Genomic DNA, 22,417 nt, shown 5'->3' on the forward strand with positions numbered 1-22,417 from the left:
TTACCGGCCTGCTTATCTGTTAAAATCGGAAAATAATTTGCGTAGCTGACCGGGCAACCGCCCTCCAGGATCCTGTATGACCAATAAAGTAATCCGTATTGCCACCCGCCAAAGCCCACTTGCCCTGTGGCAGGCGGAATATGTTAAAGCCGAGTTAGAGAAGTTCCACCCGGATATCACTGTCGAACTCATTGGTTTTACCACCAAGGGTGATGTACTACTGGATTCACCACTGTCTAAAATTGGCGGCAAAGGCCTGTTTGTTAAAGAGCTGGAAGTGGCCATGCTCGCCAATGAAGCTGATATCGCCGTACATTCGATGAAAGATGTACCGATGGAGTTTCCTGAAGGACTAGGCCTAGCGGTTATCTGCCCCCGAGAAAAGCCAACCGATGCCTTTGTCTCCAATCATTATAAAACCCTGGATGAATTACCACAGGGCGCTATCGTCGGCACCTCATCCCTGCGCCGCGAAGCACAGATAAAAGCCAAGCGGCCCGATCTACAAGTCAACACCCTACGCGGCAATGTCAATACTCGACTGCGAAAGCTGGATGAAGGCCAATATGATGCGATTATTCTCGCTACCGCTGGGCTAATACGGCTTAAAATGGCTGATCGGATCGCCAGTGAAATTACACCCGAAGACAGCCTGCCGGCTGGCGGACAGGGTGCCGTTGGTATCGAGTGCCGCAGCGATGATGCCGCCACGTTAGCTCTCCTGAAACCGCTGCATGACCAACACACTGCTATCCGGGTGACCGCAGAGCGGGCCATGAACCGCCGTCTAGAAGGCGGTTGTCAGGTGCCGATCGCCTGTTTCGCCACCCTCAACGAGGCCAACGACGAACTATACCTAAGAGGTTTAGTGGCCAGCACCGATGGCACAGAAATTCTGCGGGACGAACTACGCAACCACCCGGACAATGCTGAACAGATGGGCATCGAACTCGCCGAACGCTTATTGGCAGCCGGTGCCGATAAAATTCTCGCTGAAGTGTACAAACAAAATGGCTAACCCCCGGGTACTGGTGACTCGCCCTGAACATCAAGCTCAGGGCCAAACAGCATTATTGGCCAGCATGGGTATTGAGCCGATACCCTTGCCGTTATTGGACATCACACCGATTGCCGATGCGGACCCAGCCTTTCCGCTGTTAAAAAGCCACATTATGGATCTCGATCTATACCACAAGGTCATTTTCACCAGCGCTAACGCAGTGGCCACCGGCATGGAGCTGATCGATCAATACTGGCCACAACTACCCATCGGTATTGAATGGTTCGCGATTGGTCAGCAAACCGCACTTAAACTCGAAAGCTATGGCATCACGGCACAACGCTCCCCCATCGGTTATGATTCTGAAGCTTTATTATCGCTGCCGCTATTACAGAACATTACCGAACAAAAAATATTGATCATGCGTGGCGAAGGTGGCCGAGAAACGCTTGCCGAGCAGTTACGCCAGCGGGGTGCCCGGATTGACTACGCCGATCTTTATCGTCGGAGCATGCCCCACTATACCTCTGAGCAGATCATGGGTACTATCTCAGATAAGCCTCTCGCTGCGGTCCTGCTGACCAGCGGAGAAGCGGTGAATAACCTAACTCAACTAATCGACGACCACGCACTTAAGGCGCTGAAACATACAACATTGGTTGTACCTAGTGCACGAGTCGCCCGAATCGCAGCCGAGTTAGGCTATACTCGAGTAATTACCGCCAGCGGACCCGATAATCAGGCAATGGCAGAAACAGTTTTATCGACTATCGATATGGATGACAGAACATGAAAAAAAGCGGGAATAACAATCCAGCCACTTCAGATAAACCAGAAGAAGTGCTTGAGGGAGAGCTGATCGAAAAGGATTCTGCCCCCGCCGATAAGCCTGAGACTAGCGAGAAAAAGGCAGCCTCTAAGCCATCAACGGAAAAGCCGAGCAAAGCATCCGATAAGCAAGCGGACAATCAAAAAGCGAAAACCTCTCCGCCTGAAAAAGAGACACCCAAAAAAGCCAAAGCCAGCTGGGCCGGTAGAATTGCGCTTCTATTAGCACTCATCGCTATCATCGGCGTTGTTTACCTTTATTGGCTGCAACTCCAATCCGGCACGCAAATGCAACAATCGCAGCAAACTGCCGCGACTGAACTCAACGGTGCACTGACCAAGAGCCAGCAACAGCTAAGCCAACAGATCAACGCACTGAATCAGAAGTTCTCGGCACTGCAAAGTAAGTCGGATCAAGATCAGTCGAATATTAACGAATTACAGAAACGACTGACACAAAGTATTCAGCAAGTCACTGCCGCCCAGAACAACAACCGTGAAGATTGGCTGCTAGCAGAGGTTGAATACCTGCTGCGATTAGCTAACCAACGGGTACTGATGGAACAAACACCACGCGGTGCACTGCAACTGCTACGCTCGGCCGATAAGATTCTCAGCGAAACCGACGATGTCACCATCTATGAGATTCGTAAAGCGGTCGCCGCCGATATAGCGGCCCTTGAAGCCGTGACTGAACTTGATACCGAAGGCGTTTTCCTACGCCTCGGCGCACTTAGCACTCAGGTCGATCAACTACAGGTTATCCCGCTAACTGAGCAGCACAAACTGCCGGATTTACTGGATCAGATGAAGAGCGAAGAGTTCGCCTCTAGCTGGAGCACCGATATCAAACAAGCTTGGGCAACACTGTCCGATAAAGCCAGCCAGCTGATTGTTATCCAAGATCGCAGTGAGCCGGTCGAGCCTCTGCTCTCTCCGCAGCAAAGCTATTATCTCCAGCAGAACCTGCACCTGATGCTCGAGCAAGCACAGCTCTCATTGTTGCAGCGCAAGCCTAAAAGCTATCTCAATAGCCTAACCAAAGCCCAGCAATGGGTTGGCACTTACTTTGAGCAGAATGATAGCAACACCCAAGCGTTGCTCTCTGCATTGAAAGAGCTTGAGCAAGTTGAAGTTGCTCCGCAGATGCCGAACATTTCAGGCTCGCTCGCTGCGCTAAAAAATTACGTGAAAGCGATGCGTAAGCTGAAAGAGGGAGCTGCCTGATGAAACGCGTATTTATCCTGCTGCTATTATTCCTCTTTGCCGGAACCTGGATCGGCCAGAAAATGATTCAGGATTCAGGCTATACCCTGTTTGCCTACGGACAAACCACCATCGAGATGAGCCTTTGGGTCTTTTTGGTGCTGATCGTGGTGCTATTTTTTGCACTTCACTGGGGTATCAACCTATTCAATCGTTCACTTAAATCAGGCACCCGACTGCGCCTCTGGAGCGGTAGTCGTAAAAGCCGTATCGCCCACGACAAAACCCTTAAAGGTTTAATCGCTCTGTCGGAAGGGAACTGGTGGAAAGCACAACGACTGCTCTCAATGTCAGCCGAAAACGCCGATCTGCCACTGATCAACTACTTGGCAGCCGCCCATGCGGCCCAAGAACAAGGCGACGAAAAAGCCTGTGATGAACTACTGCAAAAAGCCAGAACAGCCACACCCGAAGCCGAAATCGCGGTGGGCATCAATCAGGCGCAAACTCAACTGGCCCGTGGCCAATTAGAACCTAGCCTCGCCACATTGCTAAGCTTGCGTCAGAAAGCACCGAAAAACACCTATGTTATGAAACTGCTGAATAAAGTCTATATTCAGCTAAACGACTGGCAAGCGGTAAAACAACTGATTCCTCTGTTGCGTAAAAACAAAGCATTGAAGCCCGAGAAACTGCTCGAAACCGAACAACTCTGTTATCAAAAGCTATTAGAACAGAGCATCACCGAAGGCAGTTCTCCCGAAGAGCAACGTAAAGCACTCGCAGAAACCTGGCACAATATGCCCGGCCAGCTCACTCAAGATGATGTATTGGCCCGCCATTACACTCATTTACTGGTAAGCATCGGCGCAGAAGCCAAAGCTGAACCGGTCATTCGTGATCTTATCAACCGCACTGGTGATAGCGATCTGATCAACCTCTACGGTCGCATCGAAGGTGAAAACCTGAAGAAGCAGCTGGAAAATGCCCGCAACTGGTTGAAAGATGATCCACTGAATGCCGACCTACTACTCACATTAGGACGCCTGTCACAGCGCAATCAGCACTGGGGCAAAGCCATCACCTACTTTGAGCAGAGCCTAGAGCAAAGCCCTAAGACCGAAACCCTTAGCGAGCTCGCTAGACTGCTGAAAAACCTTGGTGAAGCCGATAAACTGCGCCAGCTAATGGATCAGCACCTCAGTGTAATCGGTGGAGGCCTTCCCGCCTTGCCACTACCAAATACCGGCAGCAGCACTAAAATCACACCGCTATAACACACTGAGATAAAACGCTTATACAAGCAGCAGAAAGTACTTAGAAAAGAGAGCCGGTGGCTCTCTTTTTTTGTTTATAGGTACTGCCTCCTCTATAACCTGTCGTTCACGACAGCTATTAATTATGAGGTATATCGCTAAGATCATAGCCTTGGCAATAATCACGTTAATTATCGACGGAAAGCATATGAAATTATTAAAAGCATGCATGATCATGATTGGGCTTTATTCAACGGCAGGACAGGCCGCATGGCTGTGTGATCCGAATGCCGGTGGCGCGGGTTGTATGGAATGCAGTGAAAGCTTCTGCGCTTACGGCAGTGATGGCACCGGGTATATCTGTCTGCACGTCGCGCCAGATCGCGGACTAGACACGAGTGTCGCCGCGGTTAATAGTGTAAATAAAGAAGCGAAGCGATTCATCCGCAGCAGCAATGCCGATATTAAAGCGTTAGCGGAGTCGTTGGTCAATCTAACCGTTAAAGATGCCAAGGTCATGGCTGATAATCATAAAAAAGACAGCGTACAGAAAGCGATGATTTCGCCGCAAGCCAAAAAAATGGTGACACAATAATACCAAAAAGCGATAACGATATCAGGGCCATTACCTAGCGTTATTCATTGGCGAAACAACCCAGAGAACTCACTATTCTTGGTTGTTCGCCTCATCAGTCCTATTTTAAGGACCGATGTTACTTACGTGGTGCGTAAGCAAACACGTCCGAATGGATCTGCGTATCTTGCAACCCTTTTGCTTCACAGGCGTCAGCCAACGCATAAACCATCGCCGGCGAGCCGCTAGTATAAATCTCAGTCTTATCAAAATGCTCAAAGTCGGCAACGATGGCTTCCGGCAGTAATGCCATCCGACCGCTCCAGTCGGGGCTGCTTTCCGGTTCACTAATCACCAAATGCACATGCACATTGGTATGCTCTGCGGCCCATTGCAACGGCAGCTTGCGTAGATAGAAATCCGCCTCAGCCCGAGCCCCCCAATAAATATGGATAGGATTGCTTACTTGGTTAGCCAACAGATGCTCGGCGATACTCTTAATCTGTGAAAAGCCGGTGCTAGCCGCCGCCAAAATAACTGTCGTATCCGCAGCCAACGCCTCGACTTCAAGATAGCAGTCGCCCTTCGGCAACTCGATTTCGACACTGGGGTTATGGGTCAGATGCTCAATAATAGCCAGCGACATTTCACCTTCGGGTATCCGCCGAATATGCAGCTCAATATCACTGCTAAAGTCCGGCGCACTACCGATGGAAAAAGCAGCACGGCGCTGATCCGGCAAAATAATTTCAAGATACTGCCCGGCATGAAATTCAATCGCCTGACGCCCAGTCACCGGCAGATGCAAACGCACCCGATAGACATCATGGCTAAGCTGTTCAAATGCGGCGATATCACAAACCAGTTTTTTCACGTGTAATTCTCCTGGGCGTAAGAGCCCATCAATTTCTATCTTGATATCACTGCGCGGCACCGCCGTACAAGCATAAACCTGAGCCGGCTTATCTGCGGCATGCAAACATACATCAAGGGCAGGATAACGTTGTTCAATATGGCCCTGCAGCAGGGTGGTTTTACAGATCTGACAGACCCCGTTACGGCAACTGATCCGCATGCGATAACCGGCCTGGCGTAGGCTGTCAAATATCGACAGCCCCGGTTCAGCATCAATCACATACTGCTCATTAACCGTGATACGGTAATGCTCAGTCACTAGTAATGCCTAACTGATCCCAGATCTCATCGACCCGCTGCTTCACTTCATCCGACATCACAATCGGTTCACCCCATTCGCGGGTGGTTTCACCGGGCCACTTATTGGTGGCATCCATCCCCATTTTCGAACCTAGTCCGGAAACCGGTGAGGCAAAATCGAGGTAGTCGATGGGGGTATTATCGATCAGGGTAGTATCCCGAATCGGATCCATCCGCGTAGTGATCGCCCAGATAACATCGTTCCAGTCACGGGCATTGATATCATCATCGCAGACAATCACAAACTTGGTGTACATAAACTGCCGCAGGAATGACCAAACCCCCATCATCACCCGCTTTGCATGACCCGGATACTGCTTCTTCATGGTTACAATGGCCATACGATAGGAACAGCCTTCCGGCGGCAAATAGAAATCGGTAATTTCAGGAAACTGCTTTTGCAAAATTGGCACGAAAACTTCGTTAAGTGCCAAGCCTAGCACCGCAGGTTCATCCGGTGGACGGCCGGTATAGGTACTGTGATAGATCGGATCTGGCCGGTGGGTAATCCGTTCCACGGTAAACACGGGGAAGCTATCGACCTCGTTGTAATACCCGGTATGATCGCCAAAGGGGCCTTCATCAGCCATTTCATCAGGGCTGATATAACCCTCAAGAATAAACTCAGCGCTGGCCGGCACCTGCAGATCACTACCAATACACTGGGTCACTTCGGTTTTCCCACCGCGTAACAGACCCGCAAAAGCATATTCTGACAGACTATCAGGCACCGGTGTGACCGCCCCTAAAATCGTCGCTGGGTCAGCGCCTAAGGCCACCGCTACCGGGAAATTCTCGCCCGGGTGCTGCTCTTGCCATTCGCGAAAATCCAGCGCGCCGCCACGATGCGCCAGCCAACGCATAATCAGCTTGTTCTTACCAATAACCTGTTGACGGTAAATACCCAAATTTTGCCGCGATTTATTCGGGCCTCGGGTAATGACCAAAGGCCAAGTCACCAGCGGACCTGCATCTCCGGGCCAGCAACGCTGCACCGGAAGCTTACCCAGATCGACATCATCACCTTCGATCACGAGGGTCTGGCAAGCAGCATTACGGACCTTTTTGGGTCCCATATTCAGCACTTGTTTGAAGATCGGCAGCTTTTCCCAGGCATCTTTCATCCCTTTAGGCGGCTCTGGCTCTTTCAACATCGCCAGTAGCTTGCCCACTTCACGCAGACTAGCCACATCTTCCTGTCCCATACCAAGAGCGACCCGCCGCGGCGTACCAAACAAGTTGGCCAACACGGGGTAATCATAGCCTTTAGGATTTTCAAACAGCAGCGCAGGGCCGCCAGCCTTCAGCGTGCGATCACAGATCTCTGTTATTTCCAGATTAGGATCCACTTCGGTACTAATACGTACCAATTCACCCTGCTGTTCAAGGCTGTGGATAAAATCGCGCAGGTCTTTGTATTTCAGGTTTGACATAATATTCAGCTATAAAAAAGGGCAAGCGCTAAGCTTACCCTTTGATAACAAAGATATGAATTATGAACGACGCATTGAGAGGAAGAATTCGTCGTTCGTCTTGAAGTCTTTCAGCTTATCGAGCACAAACTCGATAGCGGCAGAGTCTTCCATTGGATCGAGCAACTTGCGCAAAATCCACATCCGTTGCAACTCTTCTTCAGTGGTCAACAGATCTTCACGGCGGGTGCCTGAGCGACGGATGTTGAACGCAGGATAAACCCGTTTCTCAGCCACTTTACGATCCAGATGTACCTCAGAGTTACCGGTACCTTTAAACTCTTCGAAGATAACTTCATCCATCTTCGAACCGGTATCAACCAAGGCGGTAGCAATAATGGTCAGGCTACCACCCTCTTCGATGTTACGCGCCGCACCAAAGAAACGCTTAGGACGCTCAAGGGCATGGGCATCAACACCACCGGTAAGTACTTTACCGGACGATGGGATAACGGTGTTATAGGCACGGGCTAAACGGGTAATCGAGTCGAGCAGGATGACGACATCCTGTTTATGCTCGGTCAAACGCTTGGCTTTTTCCAGCACCATCTCGGCGACTTGCACGTGACGTGAGGGCGGCTCATCAAAGGTAGAGGCAACCACTTCACCGCGGACGGTTCGTTGCATCTCGGTCACTTCCTCTGGACGCTCATCGATCAGCAAGACGATCAGGTGAACTTCTGGGTTGTTCCGTTTGATAGAGTTGGCAATGTTCTGCAGCATCAGCGTCTTACCCGCCTTAGGCGGAGACACTAACAGTGCCCGTTGACCTTTACCCATCGGGCAAACGAGGTCGATAACACGGGCGGTCAAATCTTCGGTACTGCCGTTACCCAATTCCATTTTCAACCGTTCTTGTGCAAATAGCGGCGTCAGGTTTTCAAATAGAATTTTGTTCTTCGCATTTTCCGGCTTATCAAAGTTGATCTGATCAACTTTCAGCAGAGCAAAATAGCGTTCGCTGTCTTTTGGCGGACGGATCTTACCGGAAATAGTATCACCGGTACGCAGATTAAAGCGGCGGATCTGGCTCGGCGAAACATAGATATCATCCGGTCCGGCGAGGTATGAACCCTCTGCCGATCGCAGAAAACCGAAGCCATCTTGTAAAATTTCCAACACGCCATCGCCGTAGATATCCTCGCCACCCTTAGCATGACGCTTAAGAATCGCAAAAATAACATCTTGTTTACGGGATCGCCCCAGGTTATCAAGTCCCATCTCTTTAGCTATTTCTAGCAATTCGGGGACGCTTTTCTTTTTAAGTTCGGTAAGATTCATAGGTATATGTAGTGTAGGAAGACAGGTCAACGCCTTGAGCGGAACAGCAAAAAAGAACCATTCGGGTCAGATTGAATTGATAATGTGAAATTAGAGTTCTAAACCAGAGCTGTTTTAACGGTTCTGGGACAGAATCCGATGTTTGGAAATGACACTATAATGCGTTGGTTAAAAAGAGTCCAGTAAATCAGGGAGCAAACCATGATCCTGGTCACTCCCAACGATTTTCCAGCTCAATCGCTTAGATACTATCTTCAATAAAAGCGGCTAGCTGAGATTTGGACAGTGCACCCACCTTAGTTGCTTCGACATTGCCGTCTTTAAACAGCATCAAGGTTGGAATACCACGAATACCAAATTTTGGTGGTGTTTCGTTATTTTCGTCGATATTCAACTTACAGACCTTCAGTTTGCCTTCATACTCTTTGGCAATCTCTTCCAGTACCGGAGCAATCATCTTACAAGGGCCACACCACTCGGCCCAGTAATCAACCAAAATAGGGCCATCAGCTTTCAATACATCATCTTCAAAGGAAGCATCTGTTACGTTAACAATATTTTCACTCATAAAAAGCCTCTGCAGTGAGATTCACTAAATATTAATAGTTACCGATCATACCACTGTCATTAAACGATTGTGAATACTGCCTAAATCGCGTTTGACCGCTATACCGACATCAACATCTGAGTTTCCAACGCTCTAATCAGTAACATATATCTGTTAAGATGGTGCCATTATCTTTTTTTTAAAGTGCATCCCTATGAATCAGGAAACCAACAGTACCAATGGGCCGTCTCTCTTGGCAGCCATCGACCTCGGCTCGAACAGTTTTCATATCGTTGTCGCTAAACTGGTTCAGGGAGAACTCCAGCCGATTGATCTGCTATCCGAAAAGGTACAACTTGCGGCAGGCCTCGATGAAAACCGTATGCTCAGCCCTGAAGCCATTCAGCGTGGCTTAGAGTGCATGGAACGCTTTGCCCAGCGCGTTCGGGACATTCCGGACCAACAGATCCGCATCGTCGGCACCAACGCCTTACGGGAAGCCGTTAACAGCGACGACTTTATTCTCGAAGCAGAAAAAATCATGGGCTGCTCAATCGAAGTGATCGCAGGGATTGAAGAGGCACGCCTGATCTACCTTGGTGTATCCCATACCCTTGCCGCCGATAACGGCCGTCGCCTGATCATCGATATTGGTGGCGGAAGTACCGAATTCATTATTGGTGAACGCTTCGATCCCCTCGAACTGGAAAGTCTAGAGATGGGCTGCGTTAGCTTTAATAACCGTTACTTCCCCGATGGCATTATCACTGAGAAAAACTTTCAGCTGGCGGTGTTTGGTGCGCTCAGAGAACTACTCAATATTAAACGCACCTACCGGCGGCTCGGCTGGGAAGACTGCGTCGGCTCATCCGGTACCATAAAAGCGGTACGCAACGCCTGTATCAATCTCGGCTATTCAACCGACAAAGTCAGCGCATCGGCGTTGCAACAATTGAAACAAGAAATTCTTAGTTATAACCACGTCGATGAGATTGATATCGATGGCTTAAAAGAGGAACGCCGGGCGGTATTTCCAGCCGGCATCGCGATTCTTTCCGCTGCATTTGAATCACTAGGCATCAAGGAGATCCGTTTCTCGGATGGTGCGTTGCGCGAGGGCTTACTCTACGACATGGCAGGCCGCCTCCGCCATGAGGATGTTCGAGAACGTAGCATCAATGCCATGATGCAGCGTTACCGAGTCGACCAAGCACAGGCGATGCGAGTTGAGCAGACCGCCTTGATCGCCCTAACACAGGTGCGTGATAGCTGGAACCTAGACAATAATGAATATCATAATATGCTCAGCTGGGCGGCACGCTGTTGTGAAACAGGCCTCACCATCGCCCGTAGCCAATACCATAAGCACAGTGCTTACCTACTGTTGAACTCGGACCTCCCCGGCTTCACTAAGCGCCAGCAGATTCAGCTGGCGGCTATCGTGCAGGGCCATCGGCGGAAATTTCCCACATCGACCTTTGAGCAGCTATTGCCCCGAGAAGCGAAGCATTTTAGCCGTCTAACAATCTTGCTGCGACTAGCCTTTGTCCTCAACCGCAGCCGCAGCCGTGAGCGGCTACCCGCATTCCACCTCACCGCAGCAGACAACACGTTGTCTCTGAGCTTCCCCGACAACTGGCTCAATCACCAGCCACTCACTCAAGCGGACCTAGAGCAAGAAGCAGGCTACCTTGCTAACGCGGGATATACCCTTAGTTTCAAATAGTACTAGGCTCTAAAACCAAAAAAGGCTCCCGAAGGAGCCTTTTTTATAACCCGACGTTTAACCCTGTGGGCCTGCCGCAATGATCGTCTCAGCTACACCGTCGAACTTTTTAAAGTTGCTAGTGAACTGACCGATCAGGTCGTTGGCGGTAGCGTCGTATGCGCCCTTATCAGCCCAAGTATTACGTGGGTTCAGCAAGGTTGAATCAACACCCGGTACAGTCGTAGGTACAGTCAGGTTGATACCGTCAAGATGTTCAGTCTGGACATCAACCAGATCGCCATTCTGAATCGCTGCGATAATACCGCGAGTCGTTGGAATGTTGAAACGAGAGCCAGTACCGAAAGAACCGCCCGTCCAGCCAGTGTTAACCAAGTACACCTGACTACCGAACTCTTCAATCCGCTTAATCAGCAGATCCGCGTATTCGCTAGCAGGGCGTGGGAAGAAAGGTGCGCCGAAGCAAGTAGAGAAGGTTGATTTAATACCTTCACCAGAACCCATTTCTGTAGAACCCACCAAAGCAGTGTAACCAGACAAGAAGTGGTATGCCGCTGCTTCTTTAGACAGGATAGACACAGGAGGCAGAACACCGGTCAAGTCACAGGTCAGGAAGACGATCGCTTTAGGCTCGCCACCTTTGTTCTCTTCTGTACGTTTTTCAACGTGCTCTAGAGGATATGCACAACGACCGTTTTGAGTCAGAGAAGTATCAGAGTAATCAGCTGTACGCTTTTCATTCAGCGTAACGTTCTCAACAATCGCACCGAAACGGATAGCATCCCAGATAATCGGTTCGTTCTTCTGGCTAAGGTCGATAGTTTTAGCGTAGCAACCACCTTCAAGGTTAAAGACAACACCTTTACCCCAACCGTGCTCGTCATCACCAATCAGGTAACGTTCTGGATCAGCAGACAGTGTTGTTTTACCAGTACCGGATAGACCGAAGAATAAGGTAGTGTCGCCGTCTTCGCCCACATTAGCGGAACAATGCATTGGCAGCACATCTTTTTCAGGCAGCAGGAAGTTCTGTACAGAGAACATCGCTTTCTTCATTTCGCCGGCATAGCGCATACCCGCCAGCAACACTTTGCGCTTAGCAAAGTTGATAATAACGCAGCCATCACTGTTAGTGCCGTCACGCTCAGGATCACATTCGAAGTTGGCAGCATTGATAACTTGCCACTCTTCTTTTGACTTCGGATTGTATTCTTCTGCGCGGATAAACAGGTTTTGACCAAACAGATTTTGCCAAGCAGTTTCAGTTGTCATCAAAACCGGCAGGTAATGGTTAGCATCAGAACCCACATGAACATTAGCAACAAAGTGCTCACGAGCGGCTAAATACTCTTCAACTCGAACCCACAGAGCATCAAACTTATCGGCATCAAACGGGCGGTTGATCGGACCCCAGTGGATTGCATCAGAGGTACTGGCTTCGTCAACGATATAGCGATCCATCGGAGAACGACCTGTACGCTTACCGGTTTCAACAACCAGAGCACCTGAATCAGCGAGTACTCCCTCGCCACGCTGAATGGCTTTTTCAACTAGCTGAGCCGGGCTCAAATTTACGTGTACAGTGTTCACGGTTTCTTTGCTCATTGCTTGGTTCCCTTGGCTTCTAGCCAAAAAAATAATTTACCTGAATAAAGTGGACTGCCCCTACATCTTGCGAATTCCTGCCGGAAAACCAATGGGGTCATTATTATAAGGAGGCGTATTATGTCAAAAAAGCGCTCAAAACACCATCCGACAAAATATCTCCCAACGGCAAATTAAAATTGCTCAGCCACGCTTTACAATAAATGGTTGCCAAAAAAGCAGCAACCCATCGTTTAAACCTGCTCAGTGGACCTGATCAGAACCCTTTATATTCGAGCTATCTGAGAACATCATGGCGATATCCGCCAGATCGAACTGATATAGCTCATTACAGAACTGACAGCTGACATCAACGCTGCCCTCTTCCTGCACAATCTGCTCTAATTCTTCCCGTGACATGGCGCGCAATGCATCACCGGTACGCTCACGGGAACAATCACATTTAAACTGCAAGCCATCAGGATCATAGAGACGGCAATCTTCTTGGTGGAACAAACGATGCAGTATTGTGTTGTTATCCAGTTCCAACAACTCCGCATCACTCAACGTCGCAGCAAGACTACTAAAATGTTCCCAATCTGCCGTAGGATCGCCACTGGCCGGCATGACCTGCAATAAGAAACCGGCGGCACGCTGTTCATCTGCCGCAAGGTGAATCTGCGTTGGCAATTGCTCAGACATCCGGAAGTAAGCTTCTAAACAATCGTTCAGACGACCACCTTCAAGTGGTACAACGCCTTGATAGCGCTGACCTTGGTCCGGTTCAATCGTAATGACTAACTGGCCGCCTTTAAGTAACTCGCAAAACTCAGCCTGTTCTGGCAACTCACCATCAAAGCGGGCGATGGCGCGTAGGTCGCGCTGATGATTACACTCCGCCATCAACACCTTTACCTGATTATTACTCTGCGCCTGCAACAGTAAACGACCATCGAACTTAAGGGTGGCGCTTAACAGGCTAACCGCCGCCATCATCTCGCCGAGTAGAATATTAATCAGCTTCGGATACTGGTGTTTTGCAATCGCCTGTTGATAACTTTGTTCAAGACCGGCCAAAACACTGCGGACATCCGCATGTTCGAACATAACCCTTTGAAGCTGATCAGAACTGCTCATGATATTTCCTGAAACCTGTCTTTAATATGTCACTGACGGGGGTTGACGGAAAGACTTTCCGGCCCGATAAAAATGTCAATATTACCATAATCTGACCAAATCTAGCGATCCTTAAACTGGATAATCTTGCGCCGATTTTTTTTGTTTGGCCGGTGATCCGGTGCCACATTACCGCGCATCTCTTTACGCAGGGCTGCACCATCTTCACGCTGTTTGATGCTCTGTTCTGTTTCTTGATACAACAGCTGTGCCTCGGGTGCACCACGGCGCTGATCTGAGATCGCCATAATAATCACTGTTTTTTCATCAAGCCCCTGACGAATCACCAGTTTCGCCCCCAATTCAACATTACGGCTACACTTGGCTCGCTGTCCTTGGTAGTGAACTTTCCCCCCTTCGACGGCTTCTTTTGCCGCGCCTCGGGTTTTAAAAAAACGGGCCGCCCACAGCCATTTATCCAGTCGGACTTTCTGCTCCTGAGTGCCCGCTTGATTGTGCGTTTGTTTACTCATTTATCTTTCATCAACTCATCAAAATGCTCAATTGCACTGAAATCGGTAATTTCTCGTCCCGCTTGCTGACTGTCCGGCTGAATAATACTCAGCAGATACGCAATACCATACTTCTGCGCCGATGCCAGCACCGCCAAACTATCATCAACCAATAACGTGCGCGCAGGATCAAAAGGCTCGTCCTCTTGTAGTCGATGCCAAAAGGCTTGCTGCTCTTTTGGCACGCGATAATCATGGGAACAGATAATGCTATCAACCAGTTGATCCAAGCCGGTCTCTTCCAGCTTCAGCGATAAACTGTCCCGGTGAGCGTTGGTCACAATCACCCGACGAATGCCTTCGCCTTGTAGATGGGCAAGAAAATCATGCACATGAGGCCGAAAGGCGATGCGTTCGCGGATCTCATGCTTTAACGCCTTGATATCGACATTCAGCTCCTCTGACCAGTAATCGAGACAATACCAATTAAGCGTGCCCTGTTCCTGCATTATCCGTTTATGCAACCACTGCAACGCCTCGTTATGATCCATACTATGCAGTTCGGCATAGCGGACCGGAAGATGCTCAAGCCAGAAATACGTATCAAAATGTAGGTCTAGCAGGGTGCCGTCCATATCGAGCAGCACCGTATCAATATTTTTCCAATCCATATAAAAAGTCAAAGCTGCAGGTTAGTATTGGGTTAGATTTGTCACTGAATGACGAGGAATGATCCAGTATGCCTGTAAAACCGGATATTTTGAAGGTAACCGCCACCGCCAAAAGCCGTCTATTTCAAGTAGAAGAGATTGACCTACGCTTTTCCAATGGGGTTGAAAGAACCTATGAACGACTCGCCAGTCGAGGGCTTGGCGCGGTCATGATCGCCGCCATTGATGAGCAACAGAACGTTTTGCTGATCCAGGAGTATGCGGTGGGTCTAGAGGATTATCTACTGACGCTGCCTAAAGGTCTGATCGATCCCGGCGAAGATGCACTGCAAGCCGCCAACCGCGAACTCAAAGAGGAAGCGGGGTTCGGAGCCGAACGGCTAGAGATCATAAAAGAGATGACGTCAGCGCCAAACTATATGGGCCACAAAATCACCGTGGTGCTAGCTCAAGGGCTATACCCCTGTCGTTTACCAGGTGATGAGCCTGAAGAGATGCCTGTCACCCACTGGCCTTTGTCGCAACTAGAAGAACTTTTCAGCCGGGATGATTTTTCTGAAGGCCGAGCAATTGCGGCACTCTATATGGTAAGAGATAAACTGCGGTCGATGGCGAAATAGCGGTTCATCGCCAATAGTTAGCCCTGCTGCACAGCGCCGCAGGGCTCGAACGATTACGGATTTTTACACTGCCGAGTGCCCACGCGCACAATTCCTTCAACTTTCAATTTCATGGCTGGGTCAGTCATCGTGCCCTGCATAATCCGTTCAACCTCATTATCACTAAAATGCTTATGCACATAATCTGACAGACAGCTGCACTGTGCCTCGGTGGCCGTGCCTCCAGCCATACAACCCTGTTTAAAAGGCTCCCAGGTCGTTGATGTCAGATACTGGGTTTTAACGGTAAAAACTACCAGCAAGACCGCCGCAATCCAGAGAAAAACTTTACCCATAACCTATCATCATCCTATTGTTATCATTATTAATGCAGCACTGATTCTAACAGTTCAGTAACATCTGTCAGCTTACTTTAGTCTGATGCACTCATTTAGCACACCAATTCCCCTTATTTAATAAGGCATTAACAATGCGATGAAAACCTTGAATAAGGGTGCTATGATTTGGCTTCCACGGATCAGCAGCGCTTGAATTATGCCCATCAAGACCCTATATAAACACCCTGGTTTATATAGCCATTTCACAACCTATGCTGAACCTGACACTATAAAAGGTAATTAACTATGAGCTTTGAACTGCCAGCACTGCCATTCGCCAAAGATGCACTGGAACCACACATCTCTGCCGAAACTCTAGACTTCCACCACGGCAAACACCACAACACTTATGTTGTAAAATTGAACGGCCTGCTTCCAGGTACTGAATACGAAAACAAATCTCTCGAAGAGATCATCATGTCAGCGCCTGCTGGCGGCGTATTCAACAACGCTGCTCAGATCTGGAACCACACATTCTACTGGAACTGCCTGTCACCAAACGGCGGCGGTGAGCCAACTGGTGCAATCGCCGATGCGATCAACGCTAAATGGGGTTCTTTCGCAGCATTCCAAGAAGAGCTGAATGACAAAGCGGTTAACAACTTCGGTTCTAGCTGGACTTGGTTAGTTAAAAACGCTGACGGTTCTCTGGAAATTGTTAACACTAGCAATGCAGGTACGCCAATGACTAACGGTCAAACAGCACTACTGACTGTTGACCTGTGGGAACACGCTTACTACATCGATTACCGTAACGTGCGTCCTGATTACCTGAAAGGTTTCTGGGCACTGGTAAACTGGGACTTCGTTAACCAGAACTTTGCTGGCTAATCGCTTAAATGCAAAAAAAGACACCGTTAGGTGTCTTTTTTTTGCTTCTGATTTAGCTCACAAAAGAAATAGACTACACTAAGCGGATGATACGGATTTCATCATACTGGTCACGGAACCACACACCCTTATGCAAAAAAGCTATTTCCCGCTTACCACCACGATCTGGTTATCGCTAACCCTGCTCATGGTGAGTATCAGTCTACTCTCCGATTATGACCGACTGAAAAAAAAGCTCAGCAATGATGCCCACTTTGTCTACTCTTCGGTGTATGAAAAAACCTACATTAATGAAGTCCTACTACAGAACTTCACCATCTTGGTATCAGCAAGTCCCAACGATCATGATGCCATCAGACGCTTTGCCAGCGAGATACGCAAGCGCTATCCGCATATAGAACGACTACAGATTCAGCAACAAAAACTGCCGTCGAACATTAGTTATAGCAGCACCAACAACTATCATCTCGATCAGGACAATAGCGATTTCAATGCTCGCTTTCCGGTCACCTTTATTGAGCCACTAAACGCCGATACTCGCTATCTACTGAACAAAGACCTACTCACCGAGCCACTGTTTACCGAAACACTGCGTTTTGCTCGCAAATACCACCAGCCGGTGACGTCACCGCCCTTTCCGATCAGTCATAACAAACAAGGCTATGGCCTATTTCTGGCGTTCTTTGAGCGTGATGCCGAGCCAACACCTAACAACCTGTATATCGCCTCTCTTGTGATCAGCACCCATGGCATGTTACCGGCCACCAGTTTTCTTTCAGAACATGCCAGTATCAGCTTGATGAATGATCAAGGCGATATTATTGACCAATACCTATCCAACTCTGACCAACCAATCTCAACATGGCTACCCACGCTGACAGAAGAGCGCACCATCAACCGCTTCGGGCAGTCGTTTACATTAAGTATTGTTCACCCCTTCGGCTTCATGGATATTAATTTAGGCATGCTGCTCACGCTGCTAGTGGCATCAACCGCCTTTTACTTCGTTTTGACCGCCTATCTACGCCAGAAGGTTCGCTCGGCCATTGAACACTCATCCGTGTATGAGACTCTGCAACATGAGCGCCAACAATTAGAGGTACGGATACACAAACGCACCCGAGAGCTGCGCGAACAACTACTCGAGAATCGCCGTTTAACCCATCAGGTCCTAGCGGTACAGGAACTTGAGCGCCGTAATCTATCCCGCGAACTCCACGATGAACTCGGCCAGTCACTGACGGCCATCCGCACCGACGCCAAGATACTCAAACGTATCCACCCTGAAGAAAGTAGTTTAGTTAACCAAACCGCGGAATCTATCGACGCCATTGCGCAGAATATCTACGATGTTACCTACGGTATGATGCGCAGCCTTCGCCCCTCAGCACTGGATGATCTCGGGCTGGTCGATGCCATCCAAGAGTGCATCATATCTAATCGTTTCAAAGAGCACGGCATCACCCTTCATACTGATTTTAGTGGCGCACTCAATGAGATGTCGGAAGTGTATAACATCACTCTATTCCGGCTGACCCAAGAAGCCTTTAGCAACATCATAAAATATGCCGCGCAGGCGCATAATGTCTGGCTGGATATTCACCGCACCTCGCTGGGACAGCGTAAAGATATCCGCGGTGATCGATTAGAATTAATGATCAGTGATGATGGCTGCGGCTTTGATATCGCCGCAGACGCCTTTAAAAAAGGCTTTGGCCTGATCGGCATGCGTGAACGGGTCCGCGCACTGGGCGGCTTTTTTCAGATCAGCCAAAACCATGATCATGGCACCCGTATCGTTGCTATTATCCCGCTGTCTAAGGCTGAGATGGAGACGGAGGAAGCAGATCCTGTAACGCCGGCCACACTTGATCAAGCAGAGCCGGTTGAGCCTTAGCAGTGGGATGCAAACCATCCGCTTGCATAAGCTCGGGTTGCAACACCACCGAGGCCATAAAAAACGGCACTAACGGCACCCCTTGCTGCTCCGCCACCCGATTAAATATTGCAGTAAACCCTTCGCTATAGCGGGGGCCATAATTGGGAGGAATCCGCATCTCTAACAACAACACTGAAGCACCTGCGGCCTTAGACTGACTCACGAGTTGATTGAGGTTACGTTCAATAACGTTAAGCGGCGCACCTCGCAAACCATCATTAGCCCCTAGCTCAAGGATAACCAGTTGCGGTTGATACTGATCCAATGCCGCCGGTAGCCGCGTAATACCACCGTGAGTGGTTTCGCCGCTAATGCTCGCATTCACCACCTCATAGTCCGGATGACTCTGTGCCAACCGCTGTTCAAGCAACGTCACCCAACCCTGTTTTGCTGGGATGCCATAGGCCGCAGAAAGACTGTCACCCATGACTAAAACTGAACCACTCCATGCTAAGCTAGACAGCAGTAATAAGCCGATTCCAAATAGAGATGCCATGACGACTCCTGAATCCCGTTCTGTTTTGATTGCCACCGCACTGGCTAAAACCTTTCCAGATGAACGCGGCGGACTGAATATTTTTAATCATATCAACATCCGCGCTGATGCGGGTGAAAGTGTGGCGATTATTGGCCCATCCGGGGCCGGAAAATCAACCCTGCTGAGTATTCTGGCCGGTCTTGATGAACCCAGTGAGGGTAGCGTTGAATTACTCGGCCAACCGCTTGCTGGGCTCGATGAAGCCTCCCGCGCCGAACTGCGTGCCAATCATATCAGTTTTGTGTTTCAGTCATTTCAGTTGCTGCCAGAACTTAGCGCCCTTGATAATGTACAGCTAGCCCTCGAGATACAAGGTCACCCGAATCCAGCACAACAGGCCGGCTATTGGCTTGACCGGGTGGGCTTGAGTCACCGCCACCAGCACACCCCAGCACGACTATCCGGCGGCGAACAACAACGGGTCGCTATCGCTCGCGCCTTTGCCACCGAGCCGAGCTTGCTGTTTGCTGACGAGCCCACCGGCAACCTAGATGAAAAGACCGGCACGGAGATCATCGAGCAACTGTTTGAACTGAACCGCCAGCTGAATACCACGCTGATTTTGATCACCCACGATGCCTCCTTGGCGCAGCGCTGTCAGCGACGACTCTACCTGCATAATGGAACGCTGCAGGAGCAATAAGATGAAATCTAAACAGCTTGTTCGACTGGCCTTAAAACAGACCCGCTCTGACCTGCTCACCTTCGAATGGCGAGCCTTATTACTGGCGCTATTTCTAGCGACGGCACTATCCGGTTTTCTCACACTCCTTGGGAATCAGTTAGAAAAAGGCCTAAGCCGCCAAAGTGCCTCCATGCTCGGCGCAGACCTGAGCCTCAGCGATAGCCAGCCGATCACCGAGACGCTGCACAACGCCGCAAAACAGCTCGGCCTACAATATACCGACGTGGTGCAGTTTTCCTCGATGGTAAGCACCGATGAGCAGATGCTGCTCAGTTCGATTAGAGCCGTCGATGCTCCATACCCTCTGCGGGGCGAGGTCATCACCGAGCCTCCACAAGCATCCCAGATTCCAACCCCAGGCACCGCCTGGGCCGAGCAACAACTGTTAGAACGCTTAGGTGTGCAAGTGGGCGCGACCATTGACCTCGGTTATGCAACCTTCACCATTACTGCGGCGGTGGTCAGTTCACCCGACCGCGGCACCGGCTTTCGTAGCTTCAGCCCACAACTGCTGATCAATCATCAAGATTTAGCGGCGACCCGCGTGATACAGCCGGGTAGTCGTATCGGCTATCGCACCCTATTCAGTGGTGCAGAAACGCCGGTGCGGGATTTTTACAGCCAATTAAACAGCCAATTAACGCCGCAACAGCGACTCTGGTCAGTCTATGCGGATCAGCCTCTAGCCACCGGCGCGCTACAAAATGCCTCTGGCTTTTTGCGCATGACCTCGCTCTTCGGTCTATTATTATGCGGCCTACTGATCACCCTAAGCCTGCGGCGTTATAGCAGTGCACAGTATCATCGTAGCGCCCTGCTACAGTGTTTAGGCCTCCGACCGCAACACATTCTGTGCCTCTATCTCTTTAAGCTACTGCTGGGCTGGGCTATCGCGGCCTTAGCGGGCTTACTGGCTAGCGCCTTAGTGCTGCAACTCACCGGTTCACTGCTACAAACATTGCTGCCCTCCGGCTTACCTGCACCGGACTACCGCCTCTTTGCGACCGGCCCATTACTGAGTTTGGCACTGCTGATATTGATCGGCTTTTCACCGTTGCTACGAATTAGCCGCATTCCCGTGATGGGCCTATTGCGCCGGGATCAACTCAGCCATCAGGGGCTGAGCTGGCCTATCCGGCTGATCATTCTGCTGATCTCCGGTGTCGTTATCACGCTGTATCTCGGCTCGGCGCTCAACGCACTGGCGGCTATTGCTCTCACCGTGATCACCATTATGGTGGCCGGCCTGTGTGCCAGTCTATTACTGCCGCCACTCGGGCACCTATTGGCTAGGCACTTTCGACTCGGACGTCTACTCCGTTATCGTTTACGGCAACAACGTCAGTGGCATCGCATTCAGCTCGGTATTATGTGTCTCTTACTAACCTTGTTGAGCAGCCTGCTGCTGACACAATCGGAGTTGGTCAATCGCTGGCAACAACAGCTACCAGTCAACACCCCGAATCAGTTTGTTATCAATATTCAGCCGTGGGAACTACAGCCCCTCAGCCAGTTCCTGACAAAGTCCGGCATCGATACCACCCTTTATCCAATGATTCGGGGACGGGTCACACTGATTAACGATCAGCCTCCCGAAGCGGTGCTTAATCCCGAACAGATGCAGCATAACGCGTTAAAAAGAGAGCTGAATCTCAGTTGGTCGGCAACGGCCCCCGCGCACAATGAATTGCTGGCCGGTGAATGGTGGCCCGAGGATACCAAAGAGAGCTTAATTTCGATCGAGCAACAGCTCGCGAGTAGTTTAGGATTAACTCTCGGAGATCGCGTTGGTTTTGAGGTAGCGGGGCAGCCTTTTAGTGCGAAAATCAGTAATATCCGTAAGGTTGAATGGCGCTCATTTCGGCCCAACTTCTATATGATTTTCAGCCCTGGGGTATTACAAAACTATCCCCAGACCTACATCACTAGCTTCCGTCTAGATGAGCAACAAACAGGGCTCAGCCGTGAACTACTGCGACAGTTTCCTTCGCTGACACTCATCGATGTCAGTCAGTGGATCGATCAGGCCAGCACTCTAATCGATCGTTTGATTCAAGCATCGACACTGATTCTCGGCCTCACTGTCTCGGCTGGCTTAGTGTTGGTTCAACTACTGGTTTATCAAGAGCTGGAACAGCGCCGACACGAGAACGCCCTACTACAAGTGCTTGGCAGCACGCCGGGACAAACACGTCAGTTGGATATTCTTGAATTCGCGATGCTAGGGTTTGCCAGTGGCTTAATGGCCGCCCTGCTAACCGAAATCATCACCGGACTGATCAGCTACCGCTTATTGGAACTACCGTCGATTCTGCACCCAAGTCTCTGGATTATGCTGCCGCTAGCGGGCGCAGGGCTGTTTACCCTCAGCACTCTCATCAGTCACCGCCAGAGTGGCTTTAGCCAACTCCAACGGCGCTAAGCCGTTAATTTAGTTCG

At 49.9% G+C, this 22,417-nt stretch carries 21 protein-coding genes; 11 read left to right on the forward strand and 10 right to left on the reverse strand.

All coding sequences use genetic code 11. From position 1 onward, the window contains the following. The first annotated feature begins 76 nt into the window (after window positions 1-76). The 5 genes from hemC (at window position 77) to ACN0T0_RS13810 (ending at window position 4,885) form a co-directional block, all read left to right on the forward strand. Entirely contained in the window at window positions 77-1,018 is a 942-nt protein-coding gene (gene hemC, locus ACN0T0_RS13790; protein WP_417227016.1) for a hydroxymethylbilane synthase, read from the forward strand. After that, entirely contained in the window at window positions 1,011-1,793 is a 783-nt protein-coding gene (locus tag ACN0T0_RS13795) for a uroporphyrinogen-III synthase (protein WP_417227018.1), read from the forward strand. Before hemC ends, ACN0T0_RS13795 begins: the two co-directional genes overlap by 8 nt. Beyond that, window positions 1,790-3,055 (forward strand): uroporphyrinogen-III C-methyltransferase, encoded by a 1,266-nt coding sequence (locus ACN0T0_RS13800; RefSeq protein ID WP_417227020.1) that lies wholly within the window; start codon window positions 1,790-1,792, stop codon window positions 3,053-3,055. The genes ACN0T0_RS13795 and ACN0T0_RS13800 overlap by 4 nt, the downstream gene beginning before the upstream one ends. Next, complete coding sequence (locus ACN0T0_RS13805) at window positions 3,055-4,311, forward strand: heme biosynthesis HemY N-terminal domain-containing protein (protein WP_417227022.1); 1,257 nt, start codon at window positions 3,055-3,057, stop codon at window positions 4,309-4,311. The genes ACN0T0_RS13800 and ACN0T0_RS13805 overlap by 1 nt, the downstream gene beginning before the upstream one ends. Window positions 4,312-4,498: 187 nt before the next feature. Next, the gene (locus ACN0T0_RS13810; protein WP_417227024.1) at window positions 4,499-4,885 is read left to right on the forward strand and encodes a hypothetical protein; all 387 of its coding nucleotides are present in this window, start codon (window positions 4,499-4,501) and stop codon (window positions 4,883-4,885) included. Between the two features lie 118 nt (window positions 4,886-5,003). Here the strand turns inward: ACN0T0_RS13810 and ACN0T0_RS13815 are convergent, their stop codons facing one another. From ACN0T0_RS13815 to trxA, 4 genes are all read right to left on the reverse strand, one after another. Further along, window positions 5,004-6,038, reverse strand: a complete 1,035-nt coding sequence (locus ACN0T0_RS13815; protein ID WP_417227026.1) for an FAD-binding oxidoreductase — start codon at window positions 6,036-6,038, stop codon at window positions 5,004-5,006. Continuing rightward, window positions 6,031-7,512: a 4-hydroxy-3-polyprenylbenzoate decarboxylase gene (gene ubiD / locus ACN0T0_RS13820; RefSeq protein WP_417227028.1), complete on the reverse strand. Its 1,482-nt coding sequence runs from the start codon at window positions 7,510-7,512 to the stop codon at window positions 6,031-6,033. Before ubiD ends, ACN0T0_RS13815 begins: the two co-directional genes overlap by 8 nt. Before the next feature lie 60 nt (window positions 7,513-7,572). Then, window positions 7,573-8,832, reverse strand: a complete 1,260-nt coding sequence (gene rho / locus ACN0T0_RS13825) for a transcription termination factor Rho (RefSeq protein WP_126159924.1) — start codon at window positions 8,830-8,832, stop codon at window positions 7,573-7,575. Between the two features lie 241 nt (window positions 8,833-9,073). After that, the gene (trxA, locus tag ACN0T0_RS13830; RefSeq protein ID WP_417227030.1) at window positions 9,074-9,400 is read right to left on the reverse strand and encodes a thioredoxin TrxA; all 327 of its coding nucleotides are present in this window, start codon (window positions 9,398-9,400) and stop codon (window positions 9,074-9,076) included. A 193-nt stretch (window positions 9,401-9,593) separates the two neighbouring features. Here trxA and ppx point away from each other — a divergent pair, with 193 nt between their 5' ends. Next, window positions 9,594-11,105, forward strand: coding sequence for an exopolyphosphatase (gene ppx / locus ACN0T0_RS13835; RefSeq protein ID WP_417227032.1), 1,512 nt, complete (start codon window positions 9,594-9,596; stop codon window positions 11,103-11,105). A 57-nt stretch (window positions 11,106-11,162) separates the two neighbouring features. On the opposite strand, the gene ACN0T0_RS13840 is transcribed toward ppx, so the two are convergent. From ACN0T0_RS13840 to yrfG, 4 genes are all read right to left on the reverse strand, one after another. Then, window positions 11,163-12,710 carry a phosphoenolpyruvate carboxykinase gene (locus ACN0T0_RS13840; protein ID WP_417227034.1) on the reverse strand — a complete coding sequence of 516 codons (1,548 nt, stop codon included), beginning with the start codon at window positions 12,708-12,710 and terminating at the stop codon, window positions 11,163-11,165. A gap of 243 nt (window positions 12,711-12,953) precedes the next feature. Next, complete coding sequence (hslO, locus tag ACN0T0_RS13845) at window positions 12,954-13,826, reverse strand: Hsp33 family molecular chaperone HslO (protein WP_417227036.1); 873 nt, start codon at window positions 13,824-13,826, stop codon at window positions 12,954-12,956. A 101-nt stretch (window positions 13,827-13,927) separates the two neighbouring features. Then, a complete protein-coding gene (hslR, locus tag ACN0T0_RS13850) occupies window positions 13,928-14,338 on the reverse strand; it encodes a ribosome-associated heat shock protein Hsp15 (protein WP_417227038.1) in 411 nt (136 codons plus the stop codon). After that, a complete protein-coding gene (gene yrfG / locus ACN0T0_RS13855) occupies window positions 14,335-14,988 on the reverse strand; it encodes a GMP/IMP nucleotidase (RefSeq protein WP_417227040.1) in 654 nt (217 codons plus the stop codon). Before yrfG ends, hslR begins: the two co-directional genes overlap by 4 nt. Before the next feature lie 68 nt (window positions 14,989-15,056). Between yrfG and nudE the strand changes: the two genes are divergently transcribed. Next, the gene (gene nudE, locus ACN0T0_RS13860; protein WP_417227041.1) at window positions 15,057-15,608 is read left to right on the forward strand and encodes an ADP compounds hydrolase NudE; all 552 of its coding nucleotides are present in this window, start codon (window positions 15,057-15,059) and stop codon (window positions 15,606-15,608) included. Window positions 15,609-15,661: 53 nt separating this feature from the next. Here the strand turns inward: nudE and ACN0T0_RS13865 are convergent, their stop codons facing one another. Beyond that, window positions 15,662-15,943 carry a hypothetical protein gene (locus tag ACN0T0_RS13865; RefSeq protein WP_417227043.1) on the reverse strand — a complete coding sequence of 94 codons (282 nt, stop codon included), beginning with the start codon at window positions 15,941-15,943 and terminating at the stop codon, window positions 15,662-15,664. 288 nt (window positions 15,944-16,231) lie between these two features. Between ACN0T0_RS13865 and ACN0T0_RS13870 the strand changes: the two genes are divergently transcribed. Next, window positions 16,232-16,816 carry a superoxide dismutase gene (locus ACN0T0_RS13870; RefSeq protein ID WP_417227045.1) on the forward strand — a complete coding sequence of 195 codons (585 nt, stop codon included), beginning with the start codon at window positions 16,232-16,234 and terminating at the stop codon, window positions 16,814-16,816. Window positions 16,817-16,946: 130 nt separating this feature from the next. Then, window positions 16,947-18,713, forward strand: a complete 1,767-nt coding sequence (locus tag ACN0T0_RS13875) for an ATP-binding protein (protein WP_417227047.1) — start codon at window positions 16,947-16,949, stop codon at window positions 18,711-18,713. Here the strand turns inward: ACN0T0_RS13875 and ACN0T0_RS13880 are convergent. Further along, window positions 18,634-19,251 (reverse strand): arylesterase, encoded by a 618-nt coding sequence (locus ACN0T0_RS13880; RefSeq protein WP_417227049.1) that lies wholly within the window; start codon window positions 19,249-19,251, stop codon window positions 18,634-18,636. The genes ACN0T0_RS13875 and ACN0T0_RS13880 overlap by 80 nt on opposite strands. On the opposite strand from ACN0T0_RS13880, the gene ACN0T0_RS13885 reads away from it, so the two are divergent. Both ACN0T0_RS13885 and ACN0T0_RS13890 read left to right on the forward strand, forming a co-directional pair. Then, the gene (locus ACN0T0_RS13885) at window positions 19,250-19,936 is read left to right on the forward strand and encodes an ABC transporter ATP-binding protein (RefSeq protein ID WP_417227051.1); all 687 of its coding nucleotides are present in this window, start codon (window positions 19,250-19,252) and stop codon (window positions 19,934-19,936) included. The genes ACN0T0_RS13880 and ACN0T0_RS13885 overlap by 2 nt on opposite strands. Before the next feature lies 1 nt (window position 19,937). Continuing rightward, window positions 19,938-22,400 carry an ABC transporter permease gene (locus tag ACN0T0_RS13890; protein WP_417227053.1) on the forward strand — a complete coding sequence of 821 codons (2,463 nt, stop codon included), beginning with the start codon at window positions 19,938-19,940 and terminating at the stop codon, window positions 22,398-22,400. The last annotated feature ends 17 nt before the right edge of the window (window positions 22,401-22,417 follow it).

The sequence above is a fragment of the Amphritea sp. genome (genome assembly GCF_048266285.1).
Classification (GTDB): Bacteria; Pseudomonadota; Gammaproteobacteria; order Pseudomonadales; family Balneatricaceae; genus Amphritea.

Excerpts from the sequence above, each read along its gene's own strand:
- hemC (WP_417227016.1), top strand. The coding sequence starts at position 77 with ATGACCAATAAAGTAATCCGTATTGCCACCCGCCAAAGCCCACTTGCC.
- ACN0T0_RS13795 (WP_417227018.1), top strand. The coding sequence starts at position 1,011 with ATGGCTAACCCCCGGGTACTGGTGACTCGCCCTGAACATCAAGCTCAG.
- ACN0T0_RS13800 (WP_417227020.1), top strand. The coding sequence starts at position 1,790 with ATGAAAAAAAGCGGGAATAACAATCCAGCCACTTCAGATAAACCAGAA.
- ACN0T0_RS13805 (WP_417227022.1), top strand. The coding sequence starts at position 3,055 with ATGAAACGCGTATTTATCCTGCTGCTATTATTCCTCTTTGCCGGAACC.
- ACN0T0_RS13810 (WP_417227024.1), top strand. The coding sequence starts at position 4,499 with ATGAAATTATTAAAAGCATGCATGATCATGATTGGGCTTTATTCAACG.
- ubiD (WP_417227028.1), bottom strand. The coding sequence starts at position 7,512 with ATGTCAAACCTGAAATACAAAGACCTGCGCGATTTTATCCACAGCCTT.
- rho (WP_126159924.1), bottom strand. The coding sequence starts at position 8,832 with ATGAATCTTACCGAACTTAAAAAGAAAAGCGTCCCCGAATTGCTAGAA.
- trxA (WP_417227030.1), bottom strand. The coding sequence starts at position 9,400 with ATGAGTGAAAATATTGTTAACGTAACAGATGCTTCCTTTGAAGATGAT.
- ppx (WP_417227032.1), top strand. The coding sequence starts at position 9,594 with ATGAATCAGGAAACCAACAGTACCAATGGGCCGTCTCTCTTGGCAGCC.
- ACN0T0_RS13840 (WP_417227034.1), bottom strand. The coding sequence starts at position 12,710 with ATGAGCAAAGAAACCGTGAACACTGTACACGTAAATTTGAGCCCGGCT.
- hslO (WP_417227036.1), bottom strand. The coding sequence starts at position 13,826 with ATGAGCAGTTCTGATCAGCTTCAAAGGGTTATGTTCGAACATGCGGAT.
- hslR (WP_417227038.1), bottom strand. The coding sequence starts at position 14,338 with ATGAGTAAACAAACGCACAATCAAGCGGGCACTCAGGAGCAGAAAGTC.
- yrfG (WP_417227040.1), bottom strand. The coding sequence starts at position 14,988 with ATGGATTGGAAAAATATTGATACGGTGCTGCTCGATATGGACGGCACC.
- nudE (WP_417227041.1), top strand. The coding sequence starts at position 15,057 with ATGCCTGTAAAACCGGATATTTTGAAGGTAACCGCCACCGCCAAAAGC.
- ACN0T0_RS13865 (WP_417227043.1), bottom strand. The coding sequence starts at position 15,943 with ATGGGTAAAGTTTTTCTCTGGATTGCGGCGGTCTTGCTGGTAGTTTTT.
- ACN0T0_RS13870 (WP_417227045.1), top strand. The coding sequence starts at position 16,232 with ATGAGCTTTGAACTGCCAGCACTGCCATTCGCCAAAGATGCACTGGAA.
- ACN0T0_RS13875 (WP_417227047.1), top strand. The coding sequence starts at position 16,947 with ATGCAAAAAAGCTATTTCCCGCTTACCACCACGATCTGGTTATCGCTA.
- ACN0T0_RS13885 (WP_417227051.1), top strand. The coding sequence starts at position 19,250 with ATGACGACTCCTGAATCCCGTTCTGTTTTGATTGCCACCGCACTGGCT.
- ACN0T0_RS13880 (WP_417227049.1), bottom strand. The coding sequence starts at position 19,251 with ATGGCATCTCTATTTGGAATCGGCTTATTACTGCTGTCTAGCTTAGCA.
- ACN0T0_RS13890 (WP_417227053.1), top strand. The coding sequence starts at position 19,938 with ATGAAATCTAAACAGCTTGTTCGACTGGCCTTAAAACAGACCCGCTCT.